Origin of the sequence: Nonlabens antarcticus (assembly GCF_015356755.1) — a bacterium.
GTDB classification, from domain to species: domain Bacteria; phylum Bacteroidota; class Bacteroidia; order Flavobacteriales; family Flavobacteriaceae; genus Nonlabens; species Nonlabens antarcticus.
Genome location: NZ_JADFCO010000061.1, coordinates 25,729 through 46,028, shown reverse-complemented (window position 1 = coordinate 46,028; position 20,300 = coordinate 25,729). Strand labels below are relative to the sequence as shown.

Here is a 20,300-nt window from a genome sequence, read left to right as displayed (position 1 = left end):
GAGTACATTTGTTATGATGATTGAAGCTAGAAATATCCATAAAAGTTATGCAGACCTAGAAGTGCTCAAAGGTGTTGACCTAAGCATAAAGGAAGCAGAAATAGTAAGTGTGATAGGAACTTCCGGAGCCGGAAAAACGACCTTACTACATATTCTAGGTACTCTAGAACGTCCAGATAAAAATCAAGATACATCTCTAATTATTAATGGCACTGATGTTACCCAACTATCACAGCGCCAGCTCAGCCATTTCCGCAATCAGTCTTTGGGATTTATATTTCAATTTCACCAGCTATTACCTGAATTTACGGCACTTGAAAACGTGTGTATTCCAGCTTTTATCAATAAGAAATCTAAAGCAGCTGCAGAAAAACGCGCTAAAGAATTACTAGATTACTTAAAATTAGGCGATCGCATACACCATAAACCTGGTGAATTGAGCGGTGGTGAGCAACAGCGCGTAGCCGTCGCGCGATCACTAATCAACGATCCTCAAGTTATCTTTGCAGACGAACCTACAGGAAATCTAGACAGCGGCACCGCTGCAGATCTTCATAATTTGATCCTAGACTTGCGAGCATCTTTCAACCAAACCTTTGTCATCGTTACCCACAATCACGAACTCGCGATGCTTGCAGATCGCACACTTACCATGAGTGATGGTAGATTTGTGGAGCATGAATAAAAAGGAACTCAAAGAATTTCTTGATCATAAAGTAGGCATTTATAACACGCCAGACTTTATACCTCACGACCCTATTCAAATTCCCCACCGGTTTACAAACCCTAAGGATATTGAGATTGCTGGATTTCTTGTGGCCACTATTGCCTGGGGAAACCGTAAATCCATTATCAATAATGCTGACAAATTGATGGGACTGATGGACAATTCCCCTGCAGATTTCGTTCAAAATTTCCAAAAGTCAGATTTAGATAGGTTTGAAGGTTTTGTACACCGCACATTTAATGCAGATGACCTAAGAATGTTTTTGAGGGCATTGCAAAACATAGAAAATATTGATGGTGGTTTAGAGAACGCTTTCGAGAAAGCGTATTCTTCATCAAGCAACCTGCAAGAAGGAATTTCTAAGTTTAAACAGCGGTTTTTTGAGACAGACCATTTGCCGCGTACTCAAAAACACGTGAGCGATCCCATGAAAAATAGTAGCGCAAAACGCATTAATATGTTCCTGCGCTGGATGGTTAGAAAAGATGATCGCGGTGTAGATTTTGGGATATGGAATAAAATCCCAATGAGCAGTTTATCGCTCCCACTTGATGTTCATACGGGAAATATTTCCAGGAAACTCAAGCTATTGAAAAGAAAACAGAATGACGGTAAAGCTGTTTTAGAACTTGACAATGCTCTAAGGAAAATGGATCCAGTTGACCCAGTAAAGTACGATTTTGCATTATTCGGTTTAGGTGCATTTGATGATTTATAGCTGCTGGGCAGCATGTAAATTAGTTTGTAATTCCTAGGGAACAACCTATCTTTGAACAATCAAGATAATCGATGCTTTTTAAGAATCCCACACTGCTTTACGGGCTTTTATTTCTTCTCGTTCCGATTATTGTTCACTTATTCCAACTCAGAAAATTTAAAAAAGTTGCGTTTACTAACGTTGCCTTTTTAAAACCACTGGTCACTCAAACTAGAAAAAGTCGTACCCTCAAAAAATGGTTGACACTAATGGCAAGAATGCTAGCCATTGCTTGTCTCGTTTTTGCTTTTGCACAACCGTATTTCTCTTCTGAAAAAGCAAACGGTTCAAGAGATAATACCATTATATATCTAGATAATTCCTACAGCCTGCAAGCAAAAGGCGCTAATGGAATGCTTTACCTAACCGCAGTCAATCAACTTATAGAAAAACTGCCGGCAGATCTTAATTTCAGTCTTTTTACCAACGATAACGTATATAAAAATGTCTCCCGACAAGAGGTTGCCAATGAATTGTTGAACGCTCCATTTTCTGCCAGTTCACTTTCTCCAGATCAAGTGGAGTTGAAAGCAAATTCATTATTAGAACAACGTAATTCAGAGGCAACGCTGGTCTGGATATCAGATTTTCAGAAATTTGAAAATCAAGAATTTAATTTGAAATCCAAAAATCTATCTGCAAAACTAATCCAGCTTAAAGCGGAAAGGAATCAAAACATTAGTCTGGACACTGCTTATATCAAAACAAATGATAAAGAAGAGCGTTTTATAGATGTGAAACTATCATCTCAGGAAGATGTCAAAAATCCAATAACTGTGAGTTTGTTCAATAACAATATACTGCTCGCCAAAACAACAGCTCCTGTTTCTAAACTAAAAGGAACCGCCCAATTTAAGATTCTAGAAAACATTAAACTCAACGCTTATTTACAAATTGATGATGAGGGACTTTCGTTTGATAATAAGCTCTTCCTTTCAACAAACGAAAAAGATAAAATCAAAGTTTTAAACGTTAATGACAGTGATTCTGACTTTTTAAAGAAAATTTATACGAGCGACGAGTTTGACTATCAATCTGTAAGCAGTAATCAACTCAATTACAACAGCATCAAAGATCAGTCAGTTCTTATATTAAATGAAATTTCCAACATTCCCGCAAACCTTGTGGTTGAACTCAATAGTTTTACCTCTAATGGTAATACTTTAATAATCATCCCATCGCTAGATGGTGAGGGCTATAATTCAATTACAGGTTTTGGAAATCCGCAAGCAAGGATTATTGAAAAACGGATTGTATCCATAAATTTTGACCACCCATTGTTGAGCAATGTTTTTAGTGAGCGGGTAACAAACTTTCAATATCCTAAAGTTAGCGCCGTATCTTTTATAGAAAATACGATGAATAAAATTCTTTCTTTTGAGGATGGAACCGCTTTTTTACTGCAAAAAAATAATACATATATTTTCACCGCACCTTTAAATGAAGAAAATTCAAATTTTCAGGATTCACCTTTAGTAGTACCTATTTTTTACAAGCTTGGTCTAAAAAGCTCTGATTCCGGTGTTCTTTATCAGCAATTAGGCTCTAATAATATCGTAAATGTACGCTCAAAACTAGAGGGTGATCAGATTCTCGAATTGAAACTGGAAGGTCAGAGACTAATTCCAGAACAACGCGCTTATGATTCCTATGTTGAGTTGCAGACTGGTAATGAGATTCAAAAAGCTGGAACTTATGATGTGTTACTTAATGACGCAATAGTCGCTTCTATTTCCTACAACGTGCCGCGAGATGAGAATAATCAAGAGTTTTATACTAAAGTAGAGTTAGGAGGGAAAACTCTAGAGAGTGTCACCACATTTGTTCAACAATTTCAAGATAATCGAGATGCTATAGAACTGTGGAAATACTTTGTGGCGGCAGCATTATTTTTTCTAATTTGCGAATTGATGATTTTAAAATTTATCAAATGATTCTTATTAAAAATGCAATAATCGTATGTGAGTCCAGTGAGTTTCATTTAAAGAAAATGGATCTATTGATACGTGATGGAATCATAGAAAAAATAGGCATTGATATTAATGTTGATAACGCTCAAATCATAGTAGCAGACAATTTACATGTTTCTATTGGTTGGTTTGATAGCAGTGTGAGTTTTGGTGAACCTGGATTTGAAGAGCGACAAACGATGAAAAATGGGTTAGCAACAGCCGCTTCAAGTGGATTTACCCATATCATGTTGAATCCAAACAACAAACCAAACCCTCAAGATGAAAGTGGTATCAATTATTTGAAATCTAAAAGCGGCGGTAATGCAGTTACTTTACTACCAATAGGAAACTTTTCTTTAGATCAAAAGGGAAACCATCTCGCGGAGTTGTATGATATGCATCAGGCTGGAGCTGTTGCTTACTATGATTTCAAACTCCCCATAGAAAACCCAAATTTATTAAAGATAGGATTGCAGTATTTAAAACCTTTTAGCGGCATTCTTCAATCTTTTTCTCAAGATGCGCAAATTGCTGGAAAAGGAATTATAAATGAAGATCAAACCGGGACAGAACTAGGCCTGAAGACCATCCCTAAATTTGCAGAAGAACTGAGAGTTGCCAGAGATATTGAAATTGCGAGATATACAGATGCTAGAATACATTTCCCAACAATCACAACCAGTGGATCGCTGGACTTGATTAAAAAAGCAAAGAAAGAAGGTTTGAATATTACCTGTAGCGTCACCGTTCATCACTTTACAACTGCTAGCGATGCTCTGTTAGATTATGATACTAATTTCAAAGTACAGCCTCCATTGCGTGAGGTCGCTGAAGTAAAAAAGGTACTAAAACATCTTAAATCTGGAACAGTTGATATGATTACAAGCGATCATATACCATTGACAGTTGAGTCTAAAAATGTAGAATTTGATCAAGCAGATTACGGTACAATAGGGTTAGAAAGTTCTTTTGGTATGGCTTGTCAAGTTCTAGGAATGGAGTTGTCTATAAAATTACTGACTGCCGGCTACATGGCATTCCATCAAGATCAACCAGAAATAGCAGAGGGAAAACCTGCAAATCTTACATTCTTTGATCCAGAAGATTTGAGAATTTTAGAAAAAAACAACTTAGAAAGTACTTCAAAAAACAGTCTTTTCATCGGCAGGAAATTGAAAGGAAAGGCTTTAGGAATATTAAATAACAATAAACTAGAATGGAATGACATCAGATCCTAAAGGAAAGACACTGGCACTTGTTGCTTATGCGTCCGCACTGTTGCTATATTTTCACTTCATAGTATTCATTGCAGTACTAGGAGTAGTTTTATTACTCAACTTTAATAAAAACCAGTCTTTTGTAACATTTCATCACAGACAAATGTTTGGGATCGCAATAATTGCAATTCTGATTACTGCATTTAGTAATATCGTTCCTAGTCCATTGATTGCACTATTGCTCATTTCTCTTATTGTTTTCATAGCCATTTTAGGTTTTGTAGACGCATTAAAAAATCAAACAACACCCTTGCCCGTGATAGGAACAGCCTTTCAAAAGTGGTTTAGCTTTATAAAATAAAAATGAATACAGATTTAAGTCTTAAATACGTTAGCCGTCCTGCAAATTGTGAAAACCCTCCGTTGCTCTTATTACTGCATGGATACGGGAGTAATGAAGAAGATCTATTCTCTTTTGTACCTCAATTAGACGCTGGAATTCACATCATTTCCGCACGTGCCCCTTTTGATATGCCGCCACAGGGAGCAGCGTGGTATGCCATCAATTACACCGCGGATATGGATAAATTCTCAGACCTAGATCAAGCACGAGAGAGTATGGAGTTGATCCGTAAATTTATTAAGGAAATCACTGCTAAGTATGATGTAAATACCTCTAGTATAAACATTTTAGGTTTTTCCCAAGGGGCCATATTATCAATCGCTTTGGCGCTTTCTGATCCTCATTTATTCAAGAATGTTATAGCAATGTCTGGTTACTTAAATAAAGATCTTGTGGAGCAATTTAAGGGAATGGAAGCACGCTTTCGCGAAAGCGAGAACCCATCAAATTTCTTTGTATCCCACGGCACCATGGATCAAGTAGTTCCTTTTGCATGGGGAATGCAGACACAACCTATTCTTGAAAAACTGAATGTCGATTACGTTTTTAAACAATATCCCATAGGTCATGGAGTATCGCCTGAAAATTTTCATGACATGAAAAACTGGTTGGAAAGCCGTCTGTAAACTAGCGGTACTTATCGTTTAAAACAGACGCTGTCGTTTCTAAACTTATGCTTTTATCTTCTTTTATCGTGTAGGTAACAAGTAATTCTCCCCACTGATAATTATCAGAGAAGTTTACCAGCACCCATTTATGATTGATAAAGTGCGTTTCGTTTACCTGGAATCCCCTACCCTGACCTATAAATGGCACTAATGGATTCCCGCCATTTTCAAGATTTAGATCCAGCAATTGATCTGTAACTTTTTGCTTGACTTGATCTGTAGTGAATCCTAACTTCTCAAAATAATTTGAAGCCTCCTGATTTTGCTCCAGTGTGAAATTAATGGGAGCCGCCATTTGTGAGTCTGCAATACTGTCCAGTATGGCATCCTTTTTAAGAATCTGCTTGCGCAGGCTGATGACATCTTTTTCAAGAACTTCTTGATAGTTTCTTGCATTGACGTAAATGATCAATGAGATTAATGAGGCAAATATAAATAGGTAAAGGAATAAACTTCTTCTCATGAATCAATGGTGATTTTAAGGTTGTCATAGGCCAGGAAAACATTTTCTGGTAAGGATTTTTCTACCGCGGCATGAAATCCTAGATGATGGCTAATGTGTGTGAAATAAGTACGTTTAGGTTCAATTTCCCTTACAAGTTCCAGCGCTTCTTTTACATTAAGATGCGATAAATGTTCCTCCTCGCGCAGCGCATTAATTATAAGAACATCTAATCCTTTTAATTTTTCCTTTTCTGCAGGTTCTATCGTTTTAACATCTGTCATGTAAGCAAGATTACCGAAGCGAAAGCCGTGAACGGGTAAAAATCCGTGATCTGCTCTTATAGGAGTAACTTTTACACCATTTATTATGAAGTCGTCAGTGTCAAATAAATGAATGTCAAGATCTGCAACACCAGGATATTTATCAGTTCTGGTCATCATATAACGAAAACGCTCGTTTAAGGAATCTTCCACTCGCTGACTCATATAACATTGAATCGCTCCCTGCCTGAAAAAAAACGGACGTAAATCATCAAGTCCCGCGGTATGATCTGCGTGCTCATGGGTAAAAAGCAATGCGTCAAAACGGTCGATATTATTCGTCAACATTTGCTGTCTAAAGTCTGGACCGCAGTCAATTATAAAGCGTTGACCCTCGATTTCTATGACGCTACTTACCCTGAGCCGTTTGTCTCTGGGGTCATCGCTTAAACAGACGGGATGGGTACTACCTATGACGGGTATTCCCTGTGATGTTCCTGTTCCTAAAATGGTGATTTGTACTTTCATTAATTATTTATAAAAGTATTGATATTTTTTTGTTCTACTATGGGGTTCGCTACCTTTGTTACATAACAAAAATGGCTACTTAATGGCAATTATGCTTGCTGGAGACAACGACTTTGAATCAGTTCCCTCGTTGAAAAACAAAGCTTTACGCGTCAATTTGAATCGAAACATCTATGGGACGTTTGCAGAAATAGGTGCTGGACAAGAAACGGTGCGTCATTTTTTCAGAGCAGGAGGCGCATCTGGAACGATAGCCAAGGCAATGAGTGCCTACGACAAAGATTTTTCTGATGCCGTTTATGGTGTTCAAGATGACGGTCGTTATGTTACAGAATCTAGATTGCGCAAAATGTTGCGTCATGAAACGCAACTAATTGAAGATCGCATCTCACGCGAGAAACATCCAGAAAAGTTATTTTTTACCTATGCAAATACCGTTGCAACTATTGACTTTGCTAAGAAGTTTTTAGGTCACGGTTGGGTGGGATTAAAGTTTCAAGCAGCTCCCTCAGAAGAATACAGTGAAATAATACTGCACGTTAGGTTTAAAGAACGTGATGCTAGATTGCAGCAAATCACATTGGGAATTCTAGGAACTAACTTGATTTATGGTGCTTTCTATAAACACGATCAACCTAAAAAGCTTCTAAAATACCTGTACGATCACATCGATAAGGATAAGATCGAGATTGATATGATCAATTTTGACGGCCCACGATTTGAAGATGTAGATAATCGTTTGATGAGTTTGCAACTGTTAAGAAATGAAATGACTGAGGCCGTAATGTTCGGTCCTGATGGAAATAATATCCTAGCTGCAAAAATCCTTTACAAAAAGAACGTCCTCGCTTTGAGGGGAAGTTTTAGACCCGTTACAAAGGTGAATATGGACATGTATAAAAAATCCCGCGCCATGTTTATCAAATCGGGAAAGGTACAGGAAGATCGACTTGAAACAATCTTTGAAATTACCCTTAGCAACTTGAAAGCTTCTGGTGAAATTGATGAAAAAGATTTTATGCACCGTGCAGAATTACTTTGCTCACTGGGCCAGACGGTAATGATTTCTAATTTCAAGGAATATTATCGATTGGTAGAATACTTAAATAATTATACTAAAGAGCGCATAGGACTGGTCATGGGAACAAATAATCTCATAGACATTTTTGATGCAAGATATTACAATCACTTAAGCGGTGGTATTCTAGAAGCCTTCGGCAAGTTATTCTTTAAAGATTTAAGAGTGTACCTCTACCCAATGACCGATGCGGAAACTGGCGAATTGATAACTAGTGAAAATCTAAAGGTTCACCCACGTTTGAAGGAATTATATAAATTCTTTAAATACAATGGTCGCGTTATTGACATTGAAGATTATGACCCAGAAATAGGCCATATATTTTCACGCGAGGTGTTGCGTATGATTTGTGATGGTGATTTAGCCTGGAAAGAGATGGTTCCAGAAGGACTTCCAGAACTGATTAAGGATGGACACTTCTTCGGCTGTGGATTACCGGAACCAAAAGCATCAGATTCTTAATTAAAGAATCTGATCTGCGTGTTCCTTTGTTTTTACTTTAGTAATTACCTCTTGAATAACTCCTTCTTTATCAATTACAAAAGTGGTGCGATGAATGCCATCATATTCTTTCCCCATGAACTTTTTAGGTCCCCAGACTTTATAAGCATTTAATAACGTATGATCTTCATCAGCAAGTAAATCGTAAGGAAGTTCGTATTTATTTTTAAAGTTAGTTTGTCTCTTAGGACTATCTGCGCTCGCTCCAAGTATTTCGTATCCGCTTTCGCGAAAGCGTTCTACGTTGTCTCTTAGACTGCAAGCCTCTGCAGTGCATCCTGGAGTACTGGCTTTGGGGTAGAAGAATAAAACTAACTTCTTACCTTTAAAATCTGATAGGGAAACAGTGTTACCGTCTTGATTAGGAATGGAAAAATCTGGAGCTTTATCGCCTGGTTTGAGAGTGGTCATAGATTAATTTTGAAACATAAAGATACAAAATGAATAAGCAGGAAAAAGTGAATTTTGTGATGGATACGTTAGAAGGATTATATCCAGAGATTCCCGTACCACTGGATCATCAGGATCCTTACACCTTATTGATAGCAGTATTGATGAGTGCCCAAAGCACTGATGTTAGAGTGAATCAAATCACACCATTACTCTTTGAGAGAGCTGATAATCCATATGACATGATTCATTTATCTGTTGAGGAAATTAGAGAGATTATTAAGCCAGTGGGTCTTTCTCCCATGAAAGCTAAAGGAATTCACGGACTTAGTCACATACTAATTGATAAGCACAATGGACTAGTGCCGCAAACTTATGAATTTTTAGAAGAGCTTCCTGCTGTGGGTCATAAAACAGCGGCTGTTGTAATGTCCCAAGCATTTGGTATTCCTGCATTTCCCGTGGACACTCACATACATCGATTGATGTATCGCTGGAACCTCACTAATGGTAAAAATGTAGTGCAAACAGAAAAGGATGCAAAGCGTTTATTCCCTGAGGAGAAGTGGAACGATCTTCATTTACAAATTATCTGGTATGGGCGTCAGTATAGTCCAGCACGAGCCTGGGACATGGAAAAAGATATCATCACTAAAACCATAGGGAGAAAAACAGTACTTGACGATTACTATAAAAAGAAAATCCGCTCTAAGTAATAGTAGCGGATTTTCAAAATCTAAAAAACAAAATACTAATTGTTAAGTGTCTCGATGGTCATATTGCCCACACGATGGACACTCAATGCTTTGGAATAGGCTAAAATCCTATTAATGGTTTCGGGTTTGGGACCTAAATGATTCACTCGTTCTGAAGATGAAAATTGATTGTAAAGTTTTGGCATGTTGAAGTTTATTTATAACTACTAAACGCACCTAAATTGACAATATTATTTACAACTCAAATTATTTTGTTAGAACGATGTTGTGTTTGTCAATTACCTTTCTCAGGTTGATTAAAGCGTAACGCATTCTACCTAACGCCGTATTGATACTAACGTCAGTAATCTCTGCTATTTCTTTAAACGACATCTCTTTATAAATGCGCATCAGAAGCACTTCTTTCTGGTCATCAGGAAGTTCCTCTACCAGTCTTCGCACATCTTCATGAACTTGACTTTCAATCATTTCAGACTCAATACTATCTTGACCATCGCTGATCACGTCAAAAATATCAAAATCATTACGAGATTGGAACTTAGGCATTCGTTTATTACGACGGAAATGATCTATAACCAGGTTGTGCGATATGCGCATCACCCATGGCAGAAATTTTCCTTCCTCGTTATATTTACCGCGTTTGAGCGTGCGGATCACCTTAATAAAGGTATCCTGAAAAATGTCTTCTGTTATATCTCTATCTAAAACTTTAGAAAAGATAAAGCCGTGAATTCTTTGCTTGTGGCGATTGATCAGGATTTCCAGTGCGTATTCCCGACCTTGCATGTACTCACTTACAAGTACAGCGTCATTTGCGTTTATATCATTCATACTGTAACATCTAATAACCCAACTAGTTAGCAGGATCGATTTTTTAGAGTAGTGTTATAGTATACGCGGTAGATTAATATTTTGTTAACGGGTTAAAGATAACAACATTTGTTCCAAACTAGCAAAACAACTCTTTACAATTTAACATATTAATGATTCTTGCTCGTCATAATTCGTTGAACCGCTTGTTATCTTTGTACTTATGCCAGAGAAAATGATCTTCGATAATATAGATTCCCTTAGTCCTAAAAAGAACATTCTTGTTAAGGGCGCTGAATTACATAACCTTAAAAAATTAAACGCGGTCATTCCCAGGAATGAAATGGTCGTGATTACAGGTCTTTCTGGTAGCGGGAAGTCATCTCTTGCTTTTGACACGCTCTATGCAGAAGGTCAGCGGCGTTATGTAGAGAGTCTTTCTTCTTATGCACGACAGTTTCTAGGTCGTTTAAATAAACCCAAAGTAGAATACATTAAAGGTATCGCTCCTGCCATTGCGATTGAGCAAAAGGTAAATTCTACGAACCCAAGAAGTACTGTGGGAACAACGACAGAGATCTATGATTATCTGAAATTGCTGTTTGCCCGTATAGGCCGCACATATTCTCCCATATCTGGAAACGAAGTCAAAAAAGATACTGTTACTGATGTGATGAACTACGTCAAACAACAGGAAGATGGCACTAAAATGCTCTTGACTACACGATTAATTGTCAAAGGTAAAAGAGACATTCCACAGCAACTAGCAGTATTGTTACAACAAGGTTTCACCCGTATTCAAGTTAACGGCGATGTCGTTCGAATTGATGAGAATGAAATTAGCTTTTCCAGTAAGGACAAGGTTTTCATCGTTATTGATAGGATTATAAAGCGTGACGATGAAGATTTCTACAACCGGCTTGCTGATGCTGTAGATACCGCATTTTTTGAAGGTAAAGGAGTGGCTTACATTGAGGCGTTGGACAATTCTTTCTCGAGAGAGTTTACCAATAAATTCGAACTTGATGGAATGGAGTTTTTAGAACCAAACCCCAACCTGTTTAGTTTCAACAATCCTTATGGTGCCTGTCCCAAATGTGAGGGTTATGGCGACGTAATTGGGATTGATGCAGATCTTGTGGTTCCTAACACTGCCCTATCGGTTTATGATAGCGCGGTATTTCCTTGGAGAGGTGAGAATATGAGTTACTATAAAGATCAACTCATTAAAAATGCAGATAAGTTTGATTTCCCCATTCACAAGCCCTGGTTTGAGTTGAATGAAAAACAAAAAAACCTGGTTTGGGATGGTAACAAATTCTTTACAGGACTTGATGGTTTTTTTGCAGAACTGGAATCCAAAGCCTATAAAATTCAAAACCGCGTCATGCTTTCTCGTTATCGTGGAAAAACACGATGTACTCTATGTAAAGGAAAGCGCTTGAGACCTGAAGTGAATTACGTGAAAATCAACGATGTCACCATCACAGATCTAGTAGAAATGCCTATCAAAAATCTTAAGGTGTTTTTCCAAGAGATGGAACTAGATGAAAATCAAAAGACCATTGCAAAACGATTAATGAAAGAAATCAACAGCCGTTTGGAATTTTTGTCTGATGTCGGACTTGATTATTTAACCTTAAATCGTAAATCAAACTCGCTTTCTGGAGGAGAATCACAACGTATCAACCTAGCGACATCATTGGGAAGCAGCCTTGTGGGAAGTATGTACATTCTTGACGAACCTAGTATAGGACTGCACCCGCGGGATACGAAGCGATTGATAAAAGTCCTTAAAAACCTGCGTGATTTAGGGAATACGGTAATTATTGTGGAGCACGATGAGGAAATCATGCAGTCTGCAGATCGAATTATTGATATAGGTCCTGAGGCTGGAACTCACGGTGGTGAGGTCGTAGCAGCGGGAACACTTGCAGAAATATTGAAATCAACCAGTTTAACTGCTCAATATTTAAATGGTACGATGGAAATTCCGCTTCCGCGAAAGCGAAGATCCTACAAATATCACGTTGACATCATAGGCGCTAGACAGAACAACTTGAAGAACATTGATGTCACTTTTCCATTGGGAGTTTTGACCATGATTACAGGGGTTTCTGGTAGTGGAAAATCAACGCTCGTAAAACAGATCCTATATCCAGCGATGCTTAAAAAACTAGGAGGATATGGTGCAAAGCCTGGACAATACACAGACATTAAAGGCAAGTTTGAGAATGTGAAAACCGTAGAATTTATCGACCAGAATCCGATAGGGCGCAGTTCTAGGTCAAACCCAATTACCTACATTAAAGCTTACGATGATATACGGAGTTTATTTGCCAGTCAGAAATTGTCCAAAATAAGAAACTACCAACCGAAACACTTTTCTTTCAATGTGGATGGTGGTCGTTGTGAAACTTGTAAAGGAGATGGCGAGGTAACTATCGAAATGCAATTTATGGCTGATGTTACTTTGGTTTGTGAGACATGTAACGGAAAAAGATTTAAAAAAGAAATATTGGAAGTCCAGTTTGACGGGAAGAATATTGATGACATTCTAAATTTAACGATCAACGATGCCATGGCATATTTTGATGCCAACAGCCAAGAAAAAATCACCAGAAAAATTAAACCCTTACAGGATGTAGGTCTAGGGTATGTAACATTAGGACAAAGCAGTTCAACCCTATCTGGTGGTGAAGCACAAAGAATTAAACTGGCTAGCTTTTTAGTTAAAGGAACCACGACAGACAAAACGCTATTTATATTTGATGAACCTACCACTGGTTTACATTTTCACGACATCAATAAGTTGCTAGACAGTTTCAATGCACTTATTGAAAAAGGTCATAGTGTTATCGTCATTGAACACAACATGGATCTCATCAAGTGTGCTGATTATGTCATCGATTTAGGTCCTGAAGGCGGTGCGGAGGGTGGATATCTAGTTGCATCTGGAACGCCAGAGGAAGTAGCAAAAGTAAAAGCTAGCTACACCGCCCCATTTATTGCAGAAAAACTACATTAGAAGTTTTAAATCTACCCATGAAGAAACCTAGATTGCGTCGTCGAGCCACTCCTAAATCCCGCAATAGTGTATTTCAACCACCGGGAACTATTTCATATGTAGGGGAAGATCGTACTGAAAAGGTGCATACCGAAACGATTCTCTATGATGCGAAAGAATATACCAAACTTGAGGGAATATTTTTAGAACGTCTGGAAGATGATCATGTGAACTGGTTTAACGTCGATGGCGTTCACGAAATTGATTTGTTAGAGAAAGTGGGAAGTAAATTTCACTTACATCACTTATTGTTAGAAGACATTGCAAATACTACACAACGTCCCAAAACCGAGTTCTATGAGGAGTGCATTTATCAGTGCATCAAAATGATTAGTTACGATCCTGTAGAAAACGATATCAATCAGGAACAAGTAAGTATTCTTTTGACTAAAGATGCGGTGATTACTTTCCAAGAGAAAACGGGTGACGTATTTGAAAATATACGGGAACGTATTGAACAATCTAGAGGACGTATTAGATATAGTAATAATGACTATTTGTTTTATGCCTTAATCGATAGTATTATAGATCATTATTTTATTGCTGTCGAGCAGATCGGTGAATATCTAGACGAACTGGAAGACGAGATTTTTGACGAGCCTACAAAATCCTCACTGGAACGTGTACAAAAAAACAAACGGATGTTGCTAACGTTGCGACGCGCCATTTTTCCATTGCGGGAATCCATCAGCCGATTATTGAAAGAAGATTCTAAATTTATTGAACCCCAGATCAAAAGTTATTTTCAAGATGCTTATGATCATTGCATTCAGATTACAGAAACGGTGGAGTCCTACCGAGAAATCAATGGAGGCCTCAGGGACATGTACCTTTCTAGCGTGAGTCACAAGATGAATCAAATCATGCAAGTGCTGACCATTATGTCTTCCATATTTATACCGTTGACCTTTATTGCGGGTGTTTACGGGATGAACTTTGATAATATTCCAGAGCTGCATTGGGAAGATGGTTATATGTACTTCTGGATATTCAGCGGACTTATTTTCGTAGTATTATTGGGATACTTTAAATGGAAAAAGTGGCTTTAAATACAATATCATTATCGTCAGACTCACTGAATAAGGAACGCTGTGCTCTATGAAATAGGATAAAATTCTTTTTTGAAGAAAATAATGGAGACCTCAAAATACTGGGGGTATTCATAAAATTGCTGCGATTCTAAACCTTAAAAAATATAGACTGTTAGGTCTGGATTATAAATATTGCGCTTGATTTCTAGCTTTGAGTATAGTTTTGGATTTTTCATAAGCCACCATTAATTCTGAATCATTTAAATACTAGTATGGCATACCATTTGTAATCTACTTATTGAAAGGTTGTTTACTTGAGAAATAAATTACTTTCATTAGTTTTTTGGTTGGTTAGTGGGAAATCTCGAGACGTCTTAGGACTCTCGGGATTTCCTCGTTTAAGAAACCTTGATTGATTGGAAATCGGTTTAAATTTGAAGTTTACTAATCCTAATTTATGAATAACATTATTAAAACAGTTCTCATTTTTACCTTGGTAGTTTCCATCACCAGTTGCAATCCTGATAAAAAATCTGAGGAGTTTACACAAACCAAGCTAGATGAAGTTAAAGAAAAAGTTTTTCCTGAAGATTTTCTAGGGGTTTACAAAGGCGATCTCAAAATCACCACTAGTAAAGGAACTCAAAAGCTTCCAATGGAATTTCATCTTTCCAGTACCGCCAACACAGATCATTTTAATTATGTCATTTACTATGGAGAAGAACGTGATCCTAGAAACTACAATCTGGAGCGCACTCATGATCCCAATTTATTTCTTGTTGATGAAAACAATGGTATTGTACTAGAAAGCGCTTATGCAGATCAGACACTTTACAGCACCTATGAGGTGATGGGTAACTTACTGCACAGCACTGAAATATTCTATGATGACAGGATGGAGTTTATGATCGCAATGGCCAGAGTTATGGATACGTCTACTACAGGAAATGCAGAAAGTGCGATCGTCAAAAATTATCCCATGTCCATATTACAGCGTGCAACACTATATAAGCAAGCAGATTCTATAAATACATCCAAATAAAAAAGTCCTGCTTCTCGCGGGACTTTTTATTTTATCTAGATTTCGCGAAAGCGAAATATTCAAAGTATTTATGCGAAAGCCTCAGCAACGCCGGCACTTAATCTTTTATAGACACCAGAATCAAGACGCTCTCTGATGGCATCAAACGCATCTAGTGTGATCTCTATATCTTCTATGGTATGAGTAGCTGTAGGAATCAATCTCAATAAAATAAGACCTTTAGGAATTACTGGATACACGACGATAGAACAGAAAATACCATGATTCTCACGAAGATCTTTAACCAGTGCCATAGCTTCTGGAATACTTCCTTTCAAATACACTGGGGTTACACAGCTTTGTGTTGTTCCTATATCAAAACCGCGATTTTTCAAGCCTGATTGTAGAGCATTTACATTTTCCCAAAGCTTTTCTTTTAACTCTGGCATAGTGCGCAACATATCCAGACGTTTCAAAGCTCCTATAACCAACTGCATTTGCAAAGATTTTGCAAACATCTGCGAACGCAGGTTATATTTAAGGTAATCCATGATCTCTTTATCAGCAGCAATGAACGCTCCTGTACTTGCTAGGGATTTTGCAAAGGTTGCAAAATATACGTCAATCCCATCCTGGATGCCTTGCTCCTCGCCTGCACCTGCTCCTGTTTTCCCCAAGGTTCCAAAACCATGAGCATCGTCAACAAAAAGTCTGAATTTATACTTCTCCTTCAGAGCTACTATTTCCTTCAATTTACCCTGTTCTCCTCGCATTCCGAAAACTCCTTCAGAAATCACTAGAATTCCGCCGCCTGTTTCTTCGGCAAGTTTCGTCGCTCGTTGTAGGTTTTTTTCAATACTTGCAAGATCGTTATGTACATAAGTAAAGCGCTTTCCTTGATGAAGCCTTACCCCATCAATAATACAGGCATGTGCATCTACATCATAAACAATTACATCATCCTTAGACACAAGTGCATCTACGGTTGACATACAACCTTGATAACCGAAGTTTAACAAATATGCAGCTTCCTTCTGAACAAATTCTGCAAGTTCACGCTCTAGCTGTTCGTGCAGGTCTGTGTGTCCACTCATCATGCGCGCACCCATTGGGTAAGCACTTCCATATTCAGCGGCAGCCTCTGAATCTACTTTGCGCACTTCAGGGTGATTTGCAAGTCCTAGGTAGTCATTGACACTCCAGGTAATTACCTCGCGCCCGTTGAAACGCATGCGATTAGAAATAGGTCCTTCAAGTTTTGGAAAAACAAAATAGCCTTCTGCTACAGAAGCCCATTTTCCCAATGGTCCCTTGTCCTTATAAATTTTATCAAAAAGATCGTTCATCATCAAAATTAAGGACACAAAGATATGATAATAAACGCACAATTCCTATGCAGGAAAACACATGTGATGCATTGAATATATTAACAAGGTATTGATAATCAGTGTTTTGAAAGGGTAAATTGCAGGGTTATATTCTAGCAATTATTCACAAATAAAAGAGATGAGCGCAATATCTAGTTGTAGAGTAAATATTTTAAAGACTAATAATTAGACTATTTACTTGATATACTCAATATGCTGCTCTGCTCCTGTAGAAACCGAATCAAAAAATCCCTGATCCTGCATCCATTGATCGTTGTAAATTTTACTCATATAACGGGAACCATGGTCTGGAAAAATCACTACCACAACGGCATCTTCACCAAATTCCTTTTCCTTGACCAATTGCTTCACTGCTTGCATTGCTGCACCACTTGTGTATCCTACAAAAAGACCTTCAGTCTGTGAGATTTTGCGAGCCATGTGTGCGGCATCTTCATCTTTTACCTTGGTAAAGCTATCAATCACATCAAAATCGGTTGCAGACGGAATTAGATTTTTACCTAATCCTTCAATTTGATATGGATAAATTTCGTTTTTATCGAATTCTTGGGTCTCATGGTATTTTTTAAGAACACTACCATAAGCATCTACTCCCAGAATTTTAATCGCTGGGTTCTGTTCCTTTAAATATTTTGCCGTTCCTGAAATCGTTCCACCGGTGCCACTGCAGGCCACTAGATGAGTGATTTGTCCCGCTGTCTGTTTCCATATTTCTGGACCGGTACTTAGATAATGTGCTTCAATATTTAATTCGTTGAAATATTGATTGATGTAGAAACTGTCTTTTATTTCTTCGTGCAATCTTTTAGCAACCTCATAATAACTGCGTGGGTCATCTGCACTCACGTGTGCTGGACATACATACACTTTAGCGCCCATTGATTTGAGCATGTCTATCTTGTCAGCACTGGATTTTGAACTTACGGCTAGAATGCAATCGTAACCTTTGATACGGCTCACCATAGCAATACTAAAACCCGTATTTCCAGAGGTCGTTTCTATAATCGTATCACCAGGCTTCAAAATTCCTTTCTTTTCTGCCTGCTCTATAATATGTAAGGCAATGCGGTCTTTTGAAGAATGTCCAGGATTAAAAGACTCCACCTTAGCATAGTAATCACCAGGAAAGCCTTTTACCGTTTTAGATAATTTGATAAGAGGAGTTTCTCCTATCAACTCAAGAACATTGTTGTACGCTTGAATTTTTCCGCTCATATAATGTGTTTTCGTTTTGGCTCAAAAAAGTCCAAAACGTTGCAAATTTAAACAATTAATTATTTGCTGGACTTTTCCTCCAGATCGATCAAGAATGCAAAGTCGATAGCGACTTCTTTCAAAGCGTCATACCTACCAGATGCACCGCTGTGCCCACTGGTCATATCTGTCTTGAAGAGAATGACTTGAGTACCTTTTTGATGATCTCTTAGCCGCGCGACCCATTTTGCCGGCTCCCAGTATTGCACCTGGCTATCGTGATATCCCGTTGTTACTAAAACATTGGGATATTCCTGATCAATCACTTGATCATAAGGCGAATAGCTCAACATATACTCATAACTGTCCTTATTATTAGGGTTTCCCCACTCATCATATTCTCCCGTTGTTAACGGTATGGAATCGTCCAGCATGGTGCTCACAACGTCCACAAATGGTACAGCGCTCAAAATCCCGTTGTATAATTGCGGCGCTAGATTCATGATCGCTCCCATCAATAATCCTCCTGCAGATCCACCTGATGCGTATAGGTGTCCCGCTTTCGCGAAAGCGTTATCGACCAAATATTCCCCACAAGCCACAAAATCTGTAAACGTGTTCATTTTCTGGAACATCTTGCCCTGCTCGTACCATTCGCGACCCAAATATTCTCCACCGCGCACATGCGAAATCGCAAAAACAAAACCGCGATTCAACAAACTGAGTCTAGAAATCGAGAAGTAGGGATCAATCGTGTGGCCATAACTTCCATAACCATACTGCAACAAAGGGTTCCCATCTGCCTTGCGTTGGTCCTTTCTGTATACCAGACTAATAGGGATCTGGACACCATCTGCAGCCGTGGCCCACACCCGTTCTGAAGCATAATCATCCGGATTAAAATCAGGATCTTCAATGGTTTGTGTCTTCAGAATCACTTCTTCCTTAGTGCGCATATTGAACTCAATAACGGACGGCGGCATGGTTAGCGAGTTATAACTGTAACGCAACAATTCAGAATCAAACTGAAAATTTGCACTCGTCATCGCGGTGTAGGTTTCGCTAGTAAATGGCAAGAAATAATCCACGGTACCATCCCAAGACTTGATCCTGATCCTATTCAAACCGTTAAACCGATCTGTAATTACCATGAATTCTTTGAAAATATCAAGATCTTCCAATAAAGACGCAGGGTCGTGCTTGATCAAATCCACCCAATGCTCCATTTGTGGGCTCTCAATGGGAGTCTGCATTACTTTGAAGTTAGTGGCACCATCAGCATTTGTCATGATGTAAAAATGATCGCCATAATGCGAAACACTATACTCCATCTCTGGCTGGCGTTCCTGAATCATTTTGAAGGTACTGTCCGGCTGGCTTGCGTCGATATATTGTATCTCATCGCTTAAGGTGGAAGACGATTTGATCATGATATAGCGCTCTGACATCGTTTTATAAACGAAGCAGTTAAACGTATCTTCCTTCTCTTCAAAAATAACAGCCGCATCATTGACATTCTGATCCAGACTGTATTTGAAGATTTTATTAGCTCTCAAGGTCTTGGGATCTTGACGTACAAAAAATAGGGTGTAATTATCGTTTGCCCACACAGAACTTCCCGTAGTTCCCAGAACGGCATCTGCTTTTATTTCGCCTGTTTCCAAATTCTTTACGAATAGCGAATATTCCCTGCGGCCCACGGCATCAATACCATAAGCAACTAGATTATTGTTAGGCGAAATATTGATACCAGAAAGCTTGAAGAATTCATGACCTGTGGCCATGTCATTCACATTGAAAAGTAGTTCTGTATGGTCTGTGTCATCTTTGCGGCGGTAATAATAAGGATAGGATTCGCCTATTTCCATTTTGGTAAAATACCAGTAGCCATTGTATAAATAAGGAACCGACTCATCGTCTTCCTTTAATCTGCCTTTAATTTCTTCAAATAAAGATTCCTTAAGATCTGCAGTGTTAGCAGTCATCTTCTCGTAATACTCATTTTCCTCATTCAAATAACTAATCACTTCAGGCGCGTCGCGCTCCTTCATCCAGTGGTAGTTATCATGACGTTTGTGTCCGTGAATCTCGTGTGTGTGGGGTACTTTTTGGGCTTTTGGGGCTTTAATATCCATAGGGAATTTGAG

At 38.3% G+C, this 20,300-nt stretch carries 19 protein-coding genes; 11 read left to right on the top strand and 8 right to left on the bottom strand.

The genetic code is table 11. The annotated features are described in order from the left end of the window. Nucleotides 1-16: 16 nt before the first annotated feature. From IQ282_RS02715 to IQ282_RS02690, 6 genes are all read left to right on the top strand, one after another. Nucleotides 17-685: an ABC transporter ATP-binding protein gene (locus IQ282_RS02715; RefSeq protein WP_194850372.1), complete on the top strand. Its 669-nt coding sequence runs from the start codon at nt 17-19 to the stop codon at nt 683-685. Beyond that, complete coding sequence (locus tag IQ282_RS02710) at nt 678-1,445, top strand: TIGR02757 family protein (protein WP_194850371.1); 768 nt, start codon at nt 678-680, stop codon at nt 1,443-1,445. The genes IQ282_RS02715 and IQ282_RS02710 overlap by 8 nt, the downstream gene beginning before the upstream one ends. A gap of 71 nt (nt 1,446-1,516) precedes the next feature. Beyond that, nucleotides 1,517-3,418, top strand: coding sequence for a BatA domain-containing protein (locus IQ282_RS02705; protein ID WP_194850370.1), 1,902 nt, complete (start codon nt 1,517-1,519; stop codon nt 3,416-3,418). Then, complete coding sequence (locus IQ282_RS02700; protein ID WP_194850369.1) at nt 3,415-4,674, top strand: dihydroorotase; 1,260 nt, start codon at nt 3,415-3,417, stop codon at nt 4,672-4,674. The genes IQ282_RS02705 and IQ282_RS02700 overlap by 4 nt, the downstream gene beginning before the upstream one ends. Then, nucleotides 4,658-5,014, top strand: coding sequence for a hypothetical protein (locus IQ282_RS02695; protein WP_194850368.1), 357 nt, complete (start codon nt 4,658-4,660; stop codon nt 5,012-5,014). The genes IQ282_RS02700 and IQ282_RS02695 overlap by 17 nt, the downstream gene beginning before the upstream one ends. Before the next feature lie 2 nt (nt 5,015-5,016). Continuing rightward, entirely contained in the window at nt 5,017-5,682 is a 666-nt protein-coding gene (locus IQ282_RS02690) for an alpha/beta hydrolase (RefSeq protein ID WP_194850367.1), read from the top strand. Nucleotide 5,683: 1 nt separating this feature from the next. Here the strand turns inward: IQ282_RS02690 and IQ282_RS02685 are convergent, their stop codons facing one another. Both IQ282_RS02685 and IQ282_RS02680 read right to left on the bottom strand, forming a co-directional pair. Beyond that, entirely contained in the window at nt 5,684-6,187 is a 504-nt protein-coding gene (locus IQ282_RS02685) for a hypothetical protein (RefSeq protein ID WP_194850366.1), read from the bottom strand. Then, nucleotides 6,184-6,957 carry an MBL fold metallo-hydrolase gene (locus IQ282_RS02680; RefSeq protein WP_194850365.1) on the bottom strand — a complete coding sequence of 258 codons (774 nt, stop codon included), beginning with the start codon at nt 6,955-6,957 and terminating at the stop codon, nt 6,184-6,186. The genes IQ282_RS02685 and IQ282_RS02680 overlap by 4 nt, the downstream gene beginning before the upstream one ends. Nucleotides 6,958-7,039: 82 nt before the next feature. Between IQ282_RS02680 and IQ282_RS02675 the strand changes: the two genes are divergently transcribed. Then, nucleotides 7,040-8,497: a TonB-dependent receptor gene (locus IQ282_RS02675; protein ID WP_194850364.1), complete on the top strand. Its 1,458-nt coding sequence runs from the start codon at nt 7,040-7,042 to the stop codon at nt 8,495-8,497. On the opposite strand, the gene bcp is transcribed toward IQ282_RS02675, so the two are convergent. Further along, on the bottom strand, nt 8,498-8,947 hold the full coding sequence (gene bcp / locus IQ282_RS02670) for a thioredoxin-dependent thiol peroxidase (protein WP_194850363.1): 450 nt from the start codon (nt 8,945-8,947) through the stop codon (nt 8,498-8,500). It abuts the gene before it with no gap. A 29-nt stretch (nt 8,948-8,976) separates the two neighbouring features. On the opposite strand from bcp, the gene IQ282_RS02665 reads away from it, so the two are divergent. Then, nucleotides 8,977-9,642: an endonuclease III domain-containing protein gene (locus tag IQ282_RS02665; RefSeq protein WP_194850362.1), complete on the top strand. Its 666-nt coding sequence runs from the start codon at nt 8,977-8,979 to the stop codon at nt 9,640-9,642. 35 nt (nt 9,643-9,677) lie between these two features. Here IQ282_RS02665 and IQ282_RS02660 read toward each other — a convergent pair whose 3' ends face one another. Together IQ282_RS02660 and IQ282_RS02655 are read right to left on the bottom strand one after the other, a co-directional pair. Then, the gene (locus IQ282_RS02660) at nt 9,678-9,827 is read right to left on the bottom strand and encodes a hypothetical protein (RefSeq protein ID WP_194850361.1); all 150 of its coding nucleotides are present in this window, start codon (nt 9,825-9,827) and stop codon (nt 9,678-9,680) included. A gap of 61 nt (nt 9,828-9,888) precedes the next feature. Further along, entirely contained in the window at nt 9,889-10,473 is a 585-nt protein-coding gene (locus IQ282_RS02655) for an RNA polymerase sigma factor (RefSeq protein ID WP_194850360.1), read from the bottom strand. 202 nt (nt 10,474-10,675) lie between these two features. Between IQ282_RS02655 and uvrA the strand changes: the two genes are divergently transcribed. The 3 genes from uvrA (at nt 10,676) to IQ282_RS02640 (ending at nt 15,592) form a co-directional block, all read left to right on the top strand. Next, complete coding sequence (gene uvrA, locus IQ282_RS02650; RefSeq protein WP_228547191.1) at nt 10,676-13,480, top strand: excinuclease ABC subunit UvrA; 2,805 nt, start codon at nt 10,676-10,678, stop codon at nt 13,478-13,480. Nucleotides 13,481-13,497: 17 nt separating this feature from the next. After that, nucleotides 13,498-14,568 (top strand): magnesium/cobalt transporter CorA, encoded by a 1,071-nt coding sequence (corA, locus tag IQ282_RS02645; RefSeq protein ID WP_194850359.1) that lies wholly within the window; start codon nt 13,498-13,500, stop codon nt 14,566-14,568. Between the two features lie 439 nt (nt 14,569-15,007). Then, the gene (locus IQ282_RS02640; protein ID WP_194850358.1) at nt 15,008-15,592 is read left to right on the top strand and encodes a hypothetical protein; all 585 of its coding nucleotides are present in this window, start codon (nt 15,008-15,010) and stop codon (nt 15,590-15,592) included. A gap of 68 nt (nt 15,593-15,660) precedes the next feature. Here the strand turns inward: IQ282_RS02640 and IQ282_RS02635 are convergent, their stop codons facing one another. From IQ282_RS02635 to IQ282_RS02625, 3 genes are all read right to left on the bottom strand, one after another. Continuing rightward, complete coding sequence (locus IQ282_RS02635) at nt 15,661-16,917, bottom strand: aminotransferase class I/II-fold pyridoxal phosphate-dependent enzyme (RefSeq protein WP_194850357.1); 1,257 nt, start codon at nt 16,915-16,917, stop codon at nt 15,661-15,663. A gap of 216 nt (nt 16,918-17,133) precedes the next feature. After that, entirely contained in the window at nt 17,134-18,174 is a 1,041-nt protein-coding gene (locus IQ282_RS02630) for a PLP-dependent cysteine synthase family protein (protein WP_194850356.1), read from the bottom strand. 59 nt (nt 18,175-18,233) lie between these two features. Further along, complete coding sequence (locus tag IQ282_RS02625; RefSeq protein ID WP_194850355.1) at nt 18,234-20,288, bottom strand: S9 family peptidase; 2,055 nt, start codon at nt 20,286-20,288, stop codon at nt 18,234-18,236. Nucleotides 20,289-20,300 lie beyond the last annotated feature (12 nt).

What these genes read in the sequence shown, in the direction of transcription:
- IQ282_RS02715 (WP_194850372.1), top strand. Translation starts at nt 17, where the DNA reads ATGATTGAAGCTAGAAATATCCATAAAAGTTATGCAGACCTAGAAGTG.
- IQ282_RS02710 (WP_194850371.1), top strand. Translation starts at nt 678, where the DNA reads ATGAATAAAAAGGAACTCAAAGAATTTCTTGATCATAAAGTAGGCATT.
- IQ282_RS02705 (WP_194850370.1), top strand. Translation starts at nt 1,517, where the DNA reads ATGCTTTTTAAGAATCCCACACTGCTTTACGGGCTTTTATTTCTTCTC.
- IQ282_RS02700 (WP_194850369.1), top strand. Translation starts at nt 3,415, where the DNA reads ATGATTCTTATTAAAAATGCAATAATCGTATGTGAGTCCAGTGAGTTT.
- IQ282_RS02695 (WP_194850368.1), top strand. Translation starts at nt 4,658, where the DNA reads ATGACATCAGATCCTAAAGGAAAGACACTGGCACTTGTTGCTTATGCG.
- IQ282_RS02690 (WP_194850367.1), top strand. Translation starts at nt 5,017, where the DNA reads ATGAATACAGATTTAAGTCTTAAATACGTTAGCCGTCCTGCAAATTGT.
- IQ282_RS02685 (WP_194850366.1), bottom strand. Translation starts at nt 6,187, where the DNA reads ATGAGAAGAAGTTTATTCCTTTACCTATTTATATTTGCCTCATTAATC.
- IQ282_RS02680 (WP_194850365.1), bottom strand. Translation starts at nt 6,957, where the DNA reads ATGAAAGTACAAATCACCATTTTAGGAACAGGAACATCACAGGGAATA.
- IQ282_RS02675 (WP_194850364.1), top strand. Translation starts at nt 7,040, where the DNA reads ATGGCAATTATGCTTGCTGGAGACAACGACTTTGAATCAGTTCCCTCG.
- bcp (WP_194850363.1), bottom strand. Translation starts at nt 8,947, where the DNA reads ATGACCACTCTCAAACCAGGCGATAAAGCTCCAGATTTTTCCATTCCT.
- IQ282_RS02665 (WP_194850362.1), top strand. Translation starts at nt 8,977, where the DNA reads ATGAATAAGCAGGAAAAAGTGAATTTTGTGATGGATACGTTAGAAGGA.
- IQ282_RS02660 (WP_194850361.1), bottom strand. Translation starts at nt 9,827, where the DNA reads ATGCCAAAACTTTACAATCAATTTTCATCTTCAGAACGAGTGAATCAT.
- IQ282_RS02655 (WP_194850360.1), bottom strand. Translation starts at nt 10,473, where the DNA reads ATGAATGATATAAACGCAAATGACGCTGTACTTGTAAGTGAGTACATG.
- uvrA (WP_228547191.1), top strand. Translation starts at nt 10,676, where the DNA reads ATGCCAGAGAAAATGATCTTCGATAATATAGATTCCCTTAGTCCTAAA.
- corA (WP_194850359.1), top strand. Translation starts at nt 13,498, where the DNA reads ATGAAGAAACCTAGATTGCGTCGTCGAGCCACTCCTAAATCCCGCAAT.
- IQ282_RS02640 (WP_194850358.1), top strand. Translation starts at nt 15,008, where the DNA reads ATGAATAACATTATTAAAACAGTTCTCATTTTTACCTTGGTAGTTTCC.
- IQ282_RS02635 (WP_194850357.1), bottom strand. Translation starts at nt 16,917, where the DNA reads ATGAACGATCTTTTTGATAAAATTTATAAGGACAAGGGACCATTGGGA.
- IQ282_RS02630 (WP_194850356.1), bottom strand. Translation starts at nt 18,174, where the DNA reads ATGAGCGGAAAAATTCAAGCGTACAACAATGTTCTTGAGTTGATAGGA.
- IQ282_RS02625 (WP_194850355.1), bottom strand. Translation starts at nt 20,288, where the DNA reads ATGGATATTAAAGCCCCAAAAGCCCAAAAAGTACCCCACACACACGAG.